Raw genomic sequence first — 14,881 nt, forward strand, 5'->3', positions numbered from 1 at the left:
AGTGCAGCGCCGGGGTCCCGGTCCCCGAATTCTTCAGGCAGGGTACAGGGTGACCGAGCGGTTGTCCCCGTCCCCCTGGCTCTCGCTCCGCACCCCCGGGGTTTCGGCGAGGGCCAGGTGCACGATCCTTCTTTCCCGGGGCGTCATCGGCTGCAGGGTGAGGGGCTTGCGGGAGGCGACCACCTTCTCGGAAGCCATCCGCGCCAGGAGCCGGAGTTCGATCTCCCGGTGCTTGCGGTAATCGTCCGAATCGAGGATGATCCCGGGCGCCTCCGCCCCCGCACCCGGAAAGATCCGGTTGAGGAGGTATTCGGTCGAGTTCAGGAGCGCCGCGCCGCCGGCCAGGAGGTAGGTCCGGTCGGGCCCCGTCAGGTTGATGTGGATGACCCCGTCCTCTTCCCGGACGCCGGCGTCCAGGTCGAGCCCGGAATGCTCCACCAGCGTCAGGAAGAAGGATTCGATTTCCGCAAGGGACGCGCCCTTACGCCCTGGCCTTTGCGGGCTTCGCTGTCGTTCCGTCACCCATCCACCTCTCGGCTATTTTCTGAAATAAAACCTGGAAGATATTACTGCAGAGGAAATACAGGTTCAAGCCGCTCGAAAAATTCAGGAACATGACCGTAAAGATGACGGGCATGATCATCATCATCTTCGCCTGCATCGGGTCGGCCCCGGGCGTCATCGGCGTCAGCTTCTGCGAAATGAACGAGGTGATCCCCATGACGATGGGGAGCACGTAGTAGGGGTCCTTGAGCGACAGGTCGTGGATCCACCAGATGAAGGGCGCCTGGCGCAGCTCGATCGAGTAGGCCAGCAGCGCGTAGAAGGCGAACAGGAGCGGGAACTGCAGCAGGAGCGGGAGGCATCCCCCCAGCGGGTTGACGTTATGCTCCTTGTAGAGCGCCATGATCTCCTGGTTCATCTCCGCCCGCTTCGGGTCGGTCTTCTTGTACCGGCGGTATTTCTCCTGGATCGCCTTCACCTTGGGCTGGACCGCCTGCATCCTCTTCATCGACACCATCTGCTTGAGGCGGAAGGGGAAGAGCAGCAGCGACAGCAGCAGGGTCAGGATGACGATGGCCCACCCGTAGTTGTGCACGAACTGGTGGATCCACTGGAGCGCGGCCAGCAGCGGGTAGACGAGGAAGGAGAACATCCCGTAGTTGATAACGCCGGTGATGTCGCCCGAACGGACCGCCTTGAGGTGCTCCTGGTCCTTGGGACCGATAAAGAGCTGGTAGCGCTCGCTCCCCGTCGTAGGGAGGGTGACTTCGAGCAGGTCCCGGTCGACCGTATCCCCGTCGAGGGCCTTCGTCTTGACCGCTTGCTTGCGGAGGTTGAAATGACCGAGCGGCCCGTCGGGGATGGCGATCATGCTGAAATACTGCATGTCGAGCCCGACCCAGCGGATATCCCCCTCGATCTTCGCGACCTCGCTCTCGCTCTTGGGCGGCCCCTCGCGCCGGGCCTTGCCGTCGGAATAGTAGATGGCCTCGAGCTTGGCCATGCGGCTGCTGATGTGCTCCTGCTCCGGCCCGATATCCTTTCCGAGGAAATACCGGCCCGGCAGCGGCGCCCCCCCCTTCGTGCTCTCGATCGCAAGATCGACCAGGAAGTTTTCCCGGTCGAAGGTATAGGTCTTTGCGATGACGAGGTCCCCCCGCCGCAGGAGAAGCCGCACGGTGGCGGGGGGCGCGAGCACCCCGGCCCCGAGCTCCCCCCCCTCGACGCTGACTTCGTACAGCCCCTCGTTCGCGGCCGCCGTCAGCTCCGCGTCCCCGAACAGGAGAGCCCCGGGCCGCGGGCCCGTCTCCCCCCCGCGCGCGGGAGCGATCATCTCGAACACCTTCTGCTGCTCGGAGCGGTATTTGTTCAGCTCCCAGCTCGAGAGCACCCCGCCCCGGTTGTCGATGACGGCGGTGTAGAGGTTGCCCATCACCGTGATCTTCCGCGCCTCGGCCCGGGTGTCTTCCGCCCCGGCCGCAAGCGCGGCCGGCGCCTCCGTCTCCGCGGCGGCGGCTTCGGGGATCCCGCCCGCCCCGCCCGCCGGGGACGGGGTCCCCGCCGGAGCGGGCGTTTCCGTCCGCGTCCCCGCGCTTTCGATCCCGGCCGCCCCACCGCGCTCCGCCATCCTCTCCCGCTGAAAGTGGGAGAAGAGGACGAAGACCACGATCGATAATCCAATGGCTACGATGGCTCTTTTTTCCATAATTTACCGGACGGGGGCGTACCCCGGTCCCCCTTTCTGGTCTGGCCTACGGAACGGGGTCCACCCCTCCCGCGCAGAACGGATGGCAACGCAGCAGTCTCCGGATCCCGAGCCAGCCCCCCCTCAGGAGCCCCCGTTTCCCGATAGCCTGCATCATGTATACGGAACAGGTCGGTTCGAAGCGACAGGCATGCGGCAGCCAGGGGGAAACGAAGCGCTTGTACACCCCCAGCGCAAAAATCACTCCCCCCCCGATGCCGTCCCCGATCCTTCGCCCGAGGCCCGATCCCGTCATGGCGTCTCCTGCCCGCCCTGGCGGCAGACTTTCCTCACCGCGGCCAGAAACTCCGTGCGCAGGGTGTCGTAATCCACCCCGACACACCCCGATTTGGCATTGACGACAATATCTAACTGGCTTGGGATTTGGTGGAAAGATCTTCGAAAGATCTCTCTGAACAAGCGCTTTATGCGATTCCGGACAACGGCGCCTCCGACCTTCCCCGACGCGGTGATTCCGAGTCGCGGGTGCCCGAGGGTGTTTTCGCGGCAGAAAAGCACAAACCTTCCGCTATGCAGCTTCCTGCCCGTCCTGTAGATCGCCCGGTAGTCCGAGGTCCGAACGATTCGGACATGATGCGGGAATGCCTCACGCGTCGCCTTATCCACTCACTGTAAGCCTTTTACGCCCCTTGGCGCGCCTGCGCTTCAGCACCAGCCTTCCCCCCTTGGTCGACATGCGTTCCCTGAAACCGTGGGTCTTCTTGCGCTTGCTGTTATTGGGTTGGTACGTCCTTTTCATGGTGCCACTTTCTCCAGATTACGGCCTTAGCCTCGAATCAAAAGCTTAAATCATAGAAACTGCGGAGGAAAAAAGCAAGGGCAACCATGCTCCCCGCCCCCTCCCGCGCCCGCTTTTCTCACTTTTTCCCGATGCCCGCCCACCAGCCGTCCCCCCGGAGGCGCAGTTCGTCGAGCGCCTCCTGGATCCTGGCCCGGCAGGCGTCGAGTTCCCCGGCAGCCCCCCGCTCGACCGGGATCGGGTCCCCGACGAGGAGCACCGCGCGCGAAAAGGGCTTCGGGATCTCGAACCGGTCCCAGCTCCGGAGCGTCCACTTCCTCTCGACCGAAATCCCGAAAGGGATGACGGGGTTCCCGCTCTTCCACGCCAGGTAGGCGGCCCCCGCCTTGGCCACGTGGCGGGGACCGCGCGGGCCGTCGATGGCGAACCCCACGTCCCCCCCCTGCCGCAGAATGCGCAGCATCTCCCGGGCGGCCCCGTGCCCCCCCGCGGAACTCGACCCGCGCGCCGGCCTGTAGCCGAGCCGGCGGATCACGTGCGCGATATATTCCCCGTCCCGGTTGCGGCTCGTCATCACCGCGATGCCGCGGCCCCGGAAATACCAGGAAGCCAGGAACAACCGCCCGTGCCAGAAGGCGAGGATCCACCTCTTCCCGGCGCCGTGCACCGCCTCGAGCTTTTCCCAGCCGGCGACGTCCCACCGCAGCGTGCGGCCGATGAGGCCGATGACGCACCGCCCGAGCCAGGCGACGGCGCCCACCCTGATCCAGTCCGTCATGCGAGCGCCGCGCGCACCCTTTCGGGCGTGAGCGGGAGCCGGCGGATCCGGACCCCGGCGGCGTCGGACAGGGCGGCGGCGGAGGCGAGGATGTACAGCCCGGGCCCCAGGAGCTTGAGAAAGTCCCTGCGGGGGAGAGGGCGGGAGAGAGCTTCCTGCATGGGTTTTCCCTTTCCGGCCCCGAAGGGCCGCTCGTTGGCTACCAGCTTAAGCCAATCCAGCGGGGAATTTAACCCTTTTTCGGACGGAATCAGGCGATCCTGGCCTCGCGCCGCTCCGGCCGCAGCGCCGCGGCCTCCCGCTCGGGGTAGACCACGCGGCGGGTCGGCGGCTGGCGCATGACCCCGCCCTCCTTGCGGATCCGGCGGCTTTCACGCAGGGCGCACACCCGCACCGCCACCGCCTTGAGCCGGTCGGTGAGCGACATGGGACCGAACGCCTCCCGGTACAGGCCCATCACCCTGCGGCACTTGGTCTCTGCCTGCTCGTTGGGGGAGTACCGCATCATGGTACCCAGCGCGGGGCGGAAAAGGAGCGCCGTCTTCTTCACGCACTCCAGCCGGAGGCGCATGAAGGGGTCGCGCGCCGGCGCCTGCCCCTCGACGTAGCGCAGGGTGCCGGGGTCCCAGACGAGTCCCTTCTTCTCCCGCTCCTCGATCTCGGCCCGCAGGCTGAGGTATCCTTTCACCGCCGTGTGCGCCATGGCGAGCACTCCCGGCCCCTGCTCCTCGTATTTGCGGACGAAGGCGTCCTTGAGGTAGCGGGCCGATTCGGGAAGGGTGAATTCCGGGTGGCGGAACCAGATCTCGTCCTGGCCGTGCTTCTTGGGCCAGGGGATATCCGCCAGCAGCTTCCCCGCCTCCTCGTAGTCGCGGTACAGCTGCGTCCCCGGGGTGGGGCCGAGTTCCATGAACTGCGAGAAGTCCGACCGGAGGCTGAGGGCCCAGTCGATGTCCTCGTGGATCGTCTTCTTGTCATGATGCTCGAGAAAGAGGATCGAGGAAGCCAGCACGCTGATCCCGTGGTCCTGCAGCTCGGCGATCAGCCGGTGCAGGTCGATCCCCCGCGTCTTTTCGAACAGGTTGGCCTTGCTCTCGACCCCGATCCAGATGAAATTGACCCCGAGCCGGACCAGAAAGTCGATCCCGAGAGCCGCAAGGGTCTCGGCGGAGGAAAAAATGCTGAAACTGTACGCTTTCCCGTTCCTCTCCATTTCCGCCAGAAGCTCGCGCGCGCGCACCGGGTCCTTGCAGAAATTCTCGTCCATCACGCCGAAGTCGTCCACCCCCAGCTCCTGTTCCGCTTTCCGGCAGGCCTCGAACACCTCCTCGCCCGTGGCGAGGAAGGGGGTGTATTTGCGGTCGAATTTGTGCGAGGTGGAGCAGAAGCGGCAGGAATTCTCGCACCCCACTCCCGGAATGAGGATCCCGGCCTTCCCGTGGAGCGGGGCGCCGTAGACGTAGCTGTTGACGGCCGACTGGACCACGGGGTGCACGATGGGGCGGTCGGTCTCCTCCCCGAAATATTGCCGCAGCCAGACCACCCCTTCCCCGTGGCAGATCTCGTCGCAGTCGATCAGTTCCTCGATGTGAGGCACGGCCGTGCCGTGCCCGCCGATGAGGATCTTCGCCCGCGGGGCGGCAGTGCGGATATATTCGGCCATGCGCCGCGCCTTCAGCACGTTCGGGACGATGAAGGAGATCCCCACGTGGGTGTAGCCGCCCGTGTCGATTTCGCGCGTGAACTCTTCCCAGGAGGGGAAGTCGAGCACCGTCACCGGAAGGTTCAGGTTTTCGGCCAGCAGGTAGAGGCCGAAGCTGGGATTGGAGGAGCGGGGGGAATGGATCCCCTGTTCCCGCGTCACCTGGTTGTTGAGCAGTTCCATGGTGCAGAGGGCCTCGCCGGTGTCATCCTGCACCCCGTAAGGCTTGTAAACTCCACATAACAAAAGTCGCGTCATCAAATATTCCCTTCCGTACTCGTTTGGGTGACTTTTTCAAACAGGCGAGGAAAACCGCGGAAAGAGTAGACTATTCCCTGACTGCGAATCCAGTCGACCTGAAAGCGTACTGGAATCCGCCCCCGATGTAAACGCCTATTCGTAGCGGAGCGCCTCGATGGGATCGAGTTGCGCCGCCTTGCGCGCGGGCCAGACGCCGAAGACCAGCCCGATCCCGATGGAGACCACCAGGCCCGCAACGACGGCCCAGAGGGGGATGACGGCCGGGAGCGCCGGGACGAGGAGGACGATGAGGTAGCTGACGGCCACGGCCAGGAGGATGCCGAAGACCCCCCCGATCCCGGTCAGTGTCATCGCTTCGAACAGGAACTGGAGGACGATGTCGCGCCGGGTCGCCCCGATCGCCTTGCGCACCCCGATCTCGCGCGTGCGCTCGGTCACCGAGACCAGCATGATGTTCATCACGCCGATGCCGCCGACGAGGAGGCCGACGCTGGAAATGGCGATGGCGACCAGCCCGATCACCCCGGTGATCGAATCGAGCTGGGTGATGACCCGGTCCGCGGTGGTGAGGTCGAAATCGTTCTCCTCCCGCGGCCCGACCCCCCGCCGGCGCCTCAGGAGGCTTTCCACCTCGTCCAGGGCTTCCGACCGCCGCCCCGACTCGGCCTGGATGAAGAGGATGTGCTTGTCCTCCCACGGCATCATCTTCCGCATCGACCCGTAGGGGAGGATGACGATGTTGTCGGAGCCTTCGCTCAGAAAGCTCGACTTGCTCTTCTCGGTGACCCCGATGACCGTGTGCGGGTGCCCCATCACCAGGATCTGCTTCCCGACCGGGTCGGAGTAGCTGAACATCGCCTCGGCCGCGTCGGGCCCCAGGACGGCCACGGGCACGCGGTGCCGCTCCTCGGAATCGGAGAAGAAGCGGCCGTTTTCCACCTTGACGTTGGCCACCGCGCCGTAGTTGGCCGAAACCCCGAGGAATTCGGCGTTGCGCAGCGTGCTCCCCTGGTACTGGGCCTGGATGCGGGTCCCGAAGGGGACCAGGCGCCAGCTCACATCGTGGACCGACGGGCACTGCTCCCGGACCGCCGCCGCGTCGGCCAGGCTGAGGGGCTTGCGCAGCATCTCCTCCCGGGAGCGGCGCCCCACCTGGACCCCCGTATTCATGTGAAAGGCGAAGATGTTGTTGGTCCCCAGGTCCTCGATCTGCGAGACCACGCTCTGGCGCATCCCCGTGAGGATGGAGGCGATGACGATGACGGTGAGCACCCCCACGACGATCCCGAGCACCGTGAGGAAAGAGCGGAATTTGTGGGCCAGCAGCGTGTCGAAGGCCATGGCCAGGTTTTCGCGATATTCGATCATTGCCGTATGCCCGCAGTCCTAACTTTTCGTAAGCGCCACGATCGGGTCGAGCTTGGAGGCCTTGTAGGCGGGATACAGGCCCGAAATCACTCCCACCCCGCCCGAGGTGAAGATGGCGATGAGGATGTATCCCAAGGTGATGTGCATGGGGATCGGGCTGGCCGCCTCCACGATGACGCCTAGCCCGTAGGAGAGGAGGATGCCGATGACGCCCCCGATGGAGGCGAGCAGGGCGGACTCGACCAGGAACTGCAGCAGGATATCGCTCTGCCGGGCGCCCACGGCCTTGCGCGTCCCGATCTCGACCGTCCGCTCGGTGACGGTGACCAGCATGATGTTCATGACCACGATCCCCCCCACCACGAGCGAGATCAGGGTTATGGGCGTCACCACCATGGCGATGGCGCCCGTCAGCTGCCCGACCATGTCCTGAACGGCGCCGCTGGCGAGGATGTCGAAGTCGTCCTCGCGGCTGGGCCGGAGCTTGTGCCGGGCCCTCAGGATCTGGCGGACCCCGTCCTGCGTCGATTCCATGGCGGCTTCCGACGGGGCCCGGACGCGGAACTGGATGGAGCGGTGCAGGCCGTATTTTTTCAGGAAGGCGGTGTAGGGGACGTAGACGTTGTTGTCGAGCGACTGCCCCATCATGTTGCCGTTTTCGACTTCCACCCCGATGACGGTGAAATTGTCCCCCCCCAGCTTGAACTCCTTCCCCACCGCCTCGGCGGCGCCGAAGAGCTCCTCCCGGACCGCCGACCCGATCACGGCATAGGGACGGGCGTGGGCCACGTCGAAACTGGAGATGAAGCGCCCCTCCTCGAGGTCCAGGGTCTGGATCCGGGGCATGTCGGCGTTGACGCCCGAAACGCTCGCCTCGTAAAAGATCCTGGCCCCCCTCCTGGCGTCGTCGCTCCCGCGGATCACGGGGGAGATCGCCTCGCACTCCTCGCACCGCTCCTCGACCGCCCGCATGTCTTCGGGGTAGATGTTCTTGTTCCGCTTGATGAGCTTCTCGAACTCCTCCGCGGAGACGTTCACCCGGGCGAAGCGCGAAACGATGAAGGTGTTGCTGGCGAAGGAGGCGGAGAGGCGTTCGGAAATGTACGCCCCCAGCCCGCCGATGGCGCCCCCCACGGTCACCACGCTGGCGACGCCGATGATGATCCCGAGCAGCGTCAGCACCGACCGGAGCTTGTGGTTCCAGATCGAGTCGAGCGCGATGCGGAACGCCTCCCAGGTCATGGCGGACACGCGCCTTTTCATCCCTCCGTCCGGCAAATCGATAACCTCCGTTTCCCTCCCCGCCCGGGACGCGGCGGGGCACTCTCCTTAATACGCCGGCGGGCGAGGAAATGTTCTCCGATATCCTTAATAGGGGGGATTATCCGCGGGAGCGCCGGGCGGGGGGCACCCGGAGCCAGGCCCCGGCCCGGATCATGCTCCGGGAGGAGAGGTTGTTGGCCTGCATCAGGGCCTGGACCGTGGTGCCGTAGCGCACCGCGATCCCCGAGAGGGTCTCGCCCCGGCGCACCCGGTGGCGGCGTTCCCCGCCGGAAGCGGCCGACGCCTCCTCCCCTCCCCCGGACCCGTCCGACGGGACCCGGAGCATCTGCCCCTCCCTGATCCGGTTGGCGGAGCGGAGGTTGTTGGCCTGCATCAACTCATGGACCGTCGTCTTGTACCGCCGGGCGATGGCCGACAGGGTCTCCCCCCGGCGCACCCGGTGCCCCTGGTCGACCCTGGCCCTGGGGAGGGCGGCGATCCTCGTCCCCGCGTCCGCGACCGTCTCCTCCGGCACCCGGAGCTCGAAGCCGGGATAGTCGGGAGGGGTGGTCACCCCCTTCAGGGAGGGGTTCAGCCGCCGGAGCTCGTCGAAGGTGACCTCGAGCGCCCTCGCCGCCGCCCGCAGGTCGATCGGCTTGGAAACGCCCACCTTCTGATAGCGCAGCGGGGGGGAGAGCTCGACCGGGAGCCCGTATTTTTCGGCGTTGCGCGCCAGGATGACGCTGGCGTGGATCAGGGGGATGTGGTTGCGGGTCTCCTTCGGGAGTTTTCGGTCGAGCTTCGCGAGCTCCCAGAAGTCCCGGATCCCGGTGCTCTCGATCAGGCGCTTGACCTTCCCCTCCCCCCAGTTGTAGCCGGCCAGCGCGAGGTTCCAGTCCCCGAACATGGCGTAGAGGTCCTTCAGGTACCGGGCCGCCGCCCGGGTCGCCTTTTCCGGGTCGGAGCGTTCGTCGACGTAGCGGTTGACCTTCAGGCCGTACCGGACGGCCGTCCCCTCCATGAACTGCCAGATCCCCCTGGCCCGCGTCCTGGAGAGGGCATGCGCCTTGAAATGGCTCTCGACCTGCGCCAGGTTGATCAGATCGAGGGGGATCCCCTCCTCGCCGAAGATCGTTTCGATCATCTCCCGGTACTGCCCGCTCCGGACCAGCCCCTCCTCGAACGGCTTCCGCCCCCGCTGGAGCCAGTGCTGGATCGAGTGGATCACCAGCTCGTTGACCGCGATCGGGATGTCGTACCTGTGCTCGGCGATGCTGGCCGTCAGGGCCTCCCGCAGAACCGGGTCGTCCGTCATCGCCCCCAGGTCCAGGTCGCCGTACTCCTCGACGCTTTCCGCCTCTTCGTCGAATTCCACGGAAACGTAGAGGTAGCGCGATTCCGCCTCCTTGATCTCCCCGATGAGGTCCTGGAAGTAGGCGGCAATCTCCGGGTGGGCCGTGAGGTCCCACTCCGAATCGAGCAGCATGTCGACCGCCCGGTCGAAATGCTCCCGGGCACCCTCGGGGTCGCCGGCGCGGATGAGGGTTTCCCCTTCGAGCAGAAGCTCCCTGGAGGCCTGGATCAGCGCGCCTGCCCCCGTGTCGGCCGCGGACGGGGGTCCGGCCGCCCCCCAGGCGGGGAGGAGGAGGCAACAGAGGGTGACTATGCCGAATCCGGGCGAGAACCTTTTCATGATCCCAATACTGTCAGCGAGGGAGCACGGGCGGATCGATCCGCCCCGAAGTCATGAGCGATTTCGCTTCCGGCATCACGTCGAGCGCCTTCAGCACCTGGTTGTCCCCCTGGACCCCGATCTTGTAGCCCTCCTGGATCCCGAGAGCGGAGGTGAAGACTTCCTGCCGGATGCGCCTCTTTATGAAATCGACATTTCCGGTGATATCTTCATCCGAAAATTCGACGCTCCGGTCCTGCAGGAACTGCCGGAAATCGGCGAGGACGTCCCCCGTGACCTGGAAATCGGGCAGCCCCTTCCCCTGCGAAGCCGCCGGACTCCCGTTGCGCGCCAGGCGCTGGAACTCGCCGGCGAAGGGGACCTCGCCCGAGGTCAGGCGCCGGGCGTACTGGAAGAAGACGTCCTTGCTCGCCAGCAGCATCTCGAACCGGTTGAGCTCGCGCGCCGCCTCCGTGATATCGGGGGTGATCCCCCCCCCGCCGTAGACCTTGCGTTTGCCGTCGGTGGAGTAGACCTCGCTCTCCCGGTCGGGCGCGGGGGGTTCCAGTTCCCCCTCGATATAGTAGTATTCGAGGCTGGACCCGGAATAATCGCGCTGGATCAGCCTGCCGCTCGGGGTGTAGTACTTCGCCGTGGTCAGCGCCATCCCGGTGTCGTTGTCGAGGGTGAACACCGACTGGACCAGCCCCTTGCCGAAGCTGGTCTCCCCGACGATGAGGGCGCGGTCGTGGTCCTGCAGGGCGCCCGACACGATTTCGGAGGCGCTGGCGCTGTGGCGGTTGATCAGCACCACCAGGGGCACCCGGACCTTCTCCTCGCCGGGGGCGGCGTAGGACTTGGTGGAGCCGCCCGCACGCCCCCTGGTGGAGACGATCAGCTCCCCGCGGGGGAGGAAGTAGTCCGACACGGCGATCGCCTGGTTGAGCAGCCCGCCCGGGTTGTCGCGCAGGTCCAGGACGAGGCCCGACAGGTCCCCGAACAGCTCCAGTTTTTCCCCCAGCTCCTCGGCGGTGGACTCCGAAAAGCGGTCGATCTTGATGTAGCCGATCCCCGGTTTCAGCTCGAAGGCGTACGGGACCGTCACCATCGGGATCTCGTCCCGCTCGATCGTCACTTCGATCGGTTCCCGGACCCCCGGGCGCTCGATCGTGATGTCCACGGTGGTGCCGCGGGGCCCCTTCAGGTGGCCGACGACCTCGTCCGAGGTCCAGTCGTCGATCGGCTCCCCCCCGATGCGGGTGATGACGTCCCCGGCCCTGAGCCCCTTCTTCTCCGCTGGGGTGCCGATGGCGGGCGGCTCCACGATGACGTGCCGCCCCTGGTCCCGAAGCAGGGGCCGGACCCGGATCCCGAGGCCGTAGTAGCGGCTGTGCTGGTCCTCGCGCAACCGCGCGAACTCCTTGGGATCGAGGAAACTGGAGTGGGGGTCGAGCCTCCGGAGCATCCCCTTGATGGAACTGTAGACCAGCTTGTCGGAACCGACCGGGTCCACGTAGTTCTGCTCGATGACCTCCAGCGCCTCGGTGAAATTCGCGAGAAATTCGTTAGGGGGGGTGGAGGCGTCGGCCGCCGATCGGCTGAACATAGGGTCTCCCAGCAGGCCGCCCATGAGCGAAAACACCGCCACTACCGATATCAGGAGGATGGCAAATCCATGTTTCATAAAGGGTTGGCTCCCATGCGGAACATTCGCTGACGAGTATAGCACGCGCCCGCCGGCCGGCACAAGCGCTAGAGCTCCGGCTCCGGCGGCGGCCCGGCCGCCCCATCTTGACTTCGAACAAGCCCTAATCTAGACTCCCTACATCAATGTGCGGGGAAAGAGGGTGACTTATGGGTTCTCTCGGAATGCAGGAAATAGTCATCATTTTCATTCTTGCACTCATCGTGTTCGGCCCCAGAAAGCTTCCCGAGCTGGGCAAGACGATCGGGAAGGGCCTGGCGGAGTTCAAGCGCGCCTCCAACGAGCTCAGGCAGACGTGGGAGGACGAGGTCAATCTCGACAAGGAAAAGGAAGAGATGGCCAAGGTGATCCGGGAAAGCACCATCAACCCGGGCGAGGTCATCGAAGACCTCAACAAATCCCTCGAACCCGATCCCCAAAACACCGGCTCCCAAGACACCGGCTCCCAAGACACCGAACCCAAGAAAACCGATGAGTGACCCCACCGCGGAGCGGAAGCCCGAAGCCGAAGACCCCGAATCGGAGCAGGAGTCGGGGAAGATGTCTTTCCTGGACCACCTCGACGAGCTGCGCAAGCGGCTGGTCCATATCGCCATCTATCTCGGCGTCGGCTTCATCGTCAGCTGGTTTTTCGCCAGGCGGATCTACGATTTCCTCGCGGTCCCCATCACCCAGTCGCTTCCCGAGGGGACCAAGCTGGCCTACACCAACCCCACGGACCCCTTCACCCTGTACATGAAGGTGGCCCTCCTGGCCGGCATCTTCCTGACCCTGCCGCTGACGCTCTACGAGGTATGGAAGTTCATCGCGCCCGGACTCTACCGGAAGGAGAAAAGCTACGTCCTCCCCTTCCTCTTCTTCTCGATCCTCCTCTTTCTTTCGGGCGCCACCTTCTGCTATCTCGTGGTCCTCCCCACCGCGTTCGATTTCCTGGTGAACCTGGGGGCCTCCTTCACCCCGATGATCCGGATCAACGAGTACCTCGATTTCACCAACATGATGCTCCTGGGGTTCGGCCTCATCTTCGAGATGCCGGTGCTGGCCGCCTTCCTGTCGATGTTCGGCCTCGTCTCGGCCCGGTTCCTCTGGAAGAAATTCAACTACGCCATGGTGGCGATCGTGGCGCTGGCGGCCGTCATCTCCCCCACCGGGGACGCGCTGAACCTATTCTGGTGGTCGGCCCCGATGGTCGTCCTCTACCTCATCAGCATCGGGGTGGCCGCCCTGTTCGGCTGGCGCCGGAGGCGTAAAGGGCTGGTCTAGGCCCCCCGCGGCCTCCAGTGCGGCAAAATGGCCCTCCAGGGCCGCGAAGAACTCCGCCGTGGTGCGCGCCGCGTGCATCTCCCCCCTGAGCCGGGAGCCCCCGGGCAACCCCTTGGAAAGGTACCCCCCCGCTTTCTTGATCCTGCCCAGGGCCACGGGGGGGGGGACCTCCGCGCACACGCGCCCCAGGAAGGCGGACATGAACTCCATCCGCTCCCTGAGACTCACCGTTTTCGCCTCACCCGAGGTCATGTGGTCCCGGCACTGCCGGATCAGCCAGGGGTTCGACAGGACCCCGCGCCCTATCATGACGCCGTCGACCCCGGTCTCCCGCAGCATGCGCGCGGCGTCCCCGGGAGTGAACACGTCCCCGTTCCCCATGACGGGGATGCGGGCCCGGGCCTTGACCTCGGCGATCACCCCCCAGTCGGCCCTCCCCGAAAAGAAATCGGAGCGGGTGCGCCCGTGGATGGCCAGGGCGTCCACCCCGCAATCCTCCGCGAGCCGCAGCACCTCCAGCGCGTTGATGGAGTCGTGGTCCCACCCCGAGCGGATCTTCACCGTCAGCGGGATCCGGATGTCGTCCCTCACCGCCCGGAAGATCCTCTCCAGGAGCGGGAGGTCCCGGAGCAGCCGGCTCCCCCCCCCCTGGCGCACCACCTTTTTGACCGGGCACCCGCAGTTGATATCGACGATGTCGGCCCCCATCGCCTCGACCATGGCGGCCGACTCGGCCATCCGCGCGGGGTCCGCGCCGAAGATCTGGATGGCGACCGGGCGTTCCTCCTCGCCGAAACGGGTGATGTGGTCCGTCCGCCCCTGCCCGCGCGTCATCCCCTCGGTGCTGGCCAGTTCCGAAACCACCAGCCCGCACCCCCCCAGGCCCTTGACCGCCCGCCGGAAGACGGAATCGGTGTGGCCGGCCACGGGCGCCAGGACGAAGGGGGGGTCGACGATGACATCCTTGATCTTGAACATGGGAGAATCATTATATCAGTGCTACAATCGACCCTTGCCCGCGAACTGCGGCCCGGACCGGAATATGACCCACCCTCCCGCACAACACGACCCGAGTCTCCCGCTGATGGAAATCTGGCGCCGTTACCTCGAGCAGTACGCGGACCACGAGGGGGACGCCGCGGCACAGGCCCTCGTCGCCGCCCACCACGCGTTCGAGATCCTCACCGCCCTGGCCCGCATCCTCGACCCCCGGGAGCGCTACCGCGCGCTGATCGACCGGCGTGCGGCCATTTTCGCGCAGGGGCGCCTCGAGGCCCGCACGCACCCCGACCGCATGCTGAACGCGGCCTTTTCCCTCTACAACGCCCTCAACACCCTGGGCCACCAGCTGACGGGGGAGGACCCCGAAGCCAGGGGGCTGATCGCCGCGGTGGACGCCCGGGTGCGGGCGGAAGTGGAATCGGCGGGGCCCGACGGGCGCGTGGCCGCCGCGCTCGGCGCCTGTTTCCCCCTGCTCGGGCTCGTCACCATCGCCGCCGACGGCGCCGGGGAGCTGACGGACCCGATCCGGCAAGTGGAGCGGCGCTTCGCCGAGGGGATGCGGGCGGCCCGTTCGGACCGGGAACGGCTGCTCGGCGCCCTCTACCGCATGGTGGAGATGACCCAGCTCCTCGCCCTGGCCACCGACCCGGGGCTCAGGGACCGGATCGACCAGGTCGCCACCCGCTTCCGGGAGGAGGACCGGGCCGCGGACCCGGCGCTGAAGGAGCGCAACGGCTTCTGCCGCTTTTTCGAGCTCTGCCACATCCTGACGGTGCAGGTCGGCGCCCTGCTCTGAACCCCCTCCTTTCTTTACGGCTTGAACCTCGCCGCGGAAAGGATTAGTCTTTAGGGTTTTACT

The 14,881-nt window shown here is 65.9% G+C and carries 16 protein-coding genes; 3 read left to right on the forward strand and 13 right to left on the reverse strand.

Going from position 1 to position 14,881, the window contains the following annotated elements:
• Positions 1-33: 33 nt before the first annotated feature.
• The 12 genes from GXY47_05330 to GXY47_05385 all read right to left on the reverse strand — a co-directional run bounded on the left by GXY47_05330 (position 34) and on the right by GXY47_05385 (position 11,736).
• A complete protein-coding gene (locus GXY47_05330; protein NLV30560.1) occupies positions 34-522 on the reverse strand; it encodes a hypothetical protein in 489 nt (162 codons plus the stop codon).
• Positions 482-2,209 (reverse strand): membrane protein insertase YidC, encoded by a 1,728-nt coding sequence (gene yidC, locus GXY47_05335; GenBank protein NLV30561.1) that lies wholly within the window; start codon positions 2,207-2,209, stop codon positions 482-484. Before yidC ends, GXY47_05330 begins: the two co-directional genes overlap by 41 nt.
• Positions 2,210-2,255: 46 nt before the next feature.
• Positions 2,256-2,504 carry a membrane protein insertion efficiency factor YidD gene (gene yidD / locus GXY47_05340; GenBank protein ID NLV30562.1) on the reverse strand — a complete coding sequence of 83 codons (249 nt, stop codon included), beginning with the start codon at positions 2,502-2,504 and terminating at the stop codon, positions 2,256-2,258.
• Complete coding sequence (gene rnpA / locus GXY47_05345; GenBank protein ID NLV30563.1) at positions 2,501-2,875, reverse strand: ribonuclease P protein component; 375 nt, start codon at positions 2,873-2,875, stop codon at positions 2,501-2,503. Before rnpA ends, yidD begins: the two co-directional genes overlap by 4 nt.
• Positions 2,868-3,008, reverse strand: a complete 141-nt coding sequence (gene rpmH / locus GXY47_05350) for a 50S ribosomal protein L34 (protein NLV30564.1) — start codon at positions 3,006-3,008, stop codon at positions 2,868-2,870. Before rpmH ends, rnpA begins: the two co-directional genes overlap by 8 nt.
• Before the next feature lie 118 nt (positions 3,009-3,126).
• On the reverse strand, positions 3,127-3,786 hold the full coding sequence (locus GXY47_05355; protein NLV30565.1) for a lysophospholipid acyltransferase family protein: 660 nt from the start codon (positions 3,784-3,786) through the stop codon (positions 3,127-3,129).
• Positions 3,783-3,947, reverse strand: a complete 165-nt coding sequence (locus GXY47_05360; protein ID NLV30566.1) for a hypothetical protein — start codon at positions 3,945-3,947, stop codon at positions 3,783-3,785. Before GXY47_05360 ends, GXY47_05355 begins: the two co-directional genes overlap by 4 nt.
• A gap of 89 nt (positions 3,948-4,036) precedes the next feature.
• Positions 4,037-5,746, reverse strand: coding sequence for a radical SAM protein (locus tag GXY47_05365; protein NLV30567.1), 1,710 nt, complete (start codon positions 5,744-5,746; stop codon positions 4,037-4,039).
• A gap of 135 nt (positions 5,747-5,881) precedes the next feature.
• A complete protein-coding gene (locus tag GXY47_05370) occupies positions 5,882-7,117 on the reverse strand; it encodes an FtsX-like permease family protein (protein NLV30568.1) in 1,236 nt (411 codons plus the stop codon).
• Between the two features lie 18 nt (positions 7,118-7,135).
• Positions 7,136-8,380 (reverse strand): FtsX-like permease family protein, encoded by a 1,245-nt coding sequence (locus GXY47_05375; protein NLV30569.1) that lies wholly within the window; start codon positions 8,378-8,380, stop codon positions 7,136-7,138.
• Positions 8,381-8,498: 118 nt separating this feature from the next.
• On the reverse strand, positions 8,499-10,073 hold the full coding sequence (locus GXY47_05380) for a LysM peptidoglycan-binding domain-containing protein (protein NLV30570.1): 1,575 nt from the start codon (positions 10,071-10,073) through the stop codon (positions 8,499-8,501).
• 13 nt (positions 10,074-10,086) lie between these two features.
• The gene (locus tag GXY47_05385) at positions 10,087-11,736 is read right to left on the reverse strand and encodes a S41 family peptidase (protein NLV30571.1); all 1,650 of its coding nucleotides are present in this window, start codon (positions 11,734-11,736) and stop codon (positions 10,087-10,089) included.
• A 170-nt stretch (positions 11,737-11,906) separates the two neighbouring features.
• Between GXY47_05385 and GXY47_05390 the strand changes: the two genes are divergently transcribed.
• A complete protein-coding gene (locus GXY47_05390; protein ID NLV30572.1) occupies positions 11,907-12,236 on the forward strand; it encodes a twin-arginine translocase subunit TatB in 330 nt (109 codons plus the stop codon).
• A complete protein-coding gene (gene tatC, locus GXY47_05395; protein NLV30573.1) occupies positions 12,229-13,020 on the forward strand; it encodes a twin-arginine translocase subunit TatC in 792 nt (263 codons plus the stop codon). The genes GXY47_05390 and tatC overlap by 8 nt, the downstream gene beginning before the upstream one ends.
• Here tatC and dusB read toward each other — a convergent pair.
• On the reverse strand, positions 12,922-13,998 hold the full coding sequence (dusB, locus tag GXY47_05400; GenBank protein ID NLV30574.1) for a tRNA dihydrouridine synthase DusB: 1,077 nt from the start codon (positions 13,996-13,998) through the stop codon (positions 12,922-12,924). The two genes, tatC and dusB, sit on opposite strands and share 99 nt — an antisense overlap.
• A gap of 106 nt (positions 13,999-14,104) precedes the next feature.
• On the opposite strand from dusB, the gene GXY47_05405 reads away from it, so the two are divergent.
• Positions 14,105-14,818: a hypothetical protein gene (locus GXY47_05405; protein NLV30575.1), complete on the forward strand. Its 714-nt coding sequence runs from the start codon at positions 14,105-14,107 to the stop codon at positions 14,816-14,818.
• Positions 14,819-14,881 lie beyond the last annotated feature (63 nt).

This window comes from Acidobacteriota bacterium, from assembly GCA_012729555.1.
Taxonomy (GTDB): Bacteria; Acidobacteriota; UBA6911; order UBA6911; family UBA6911; genus UBA6911.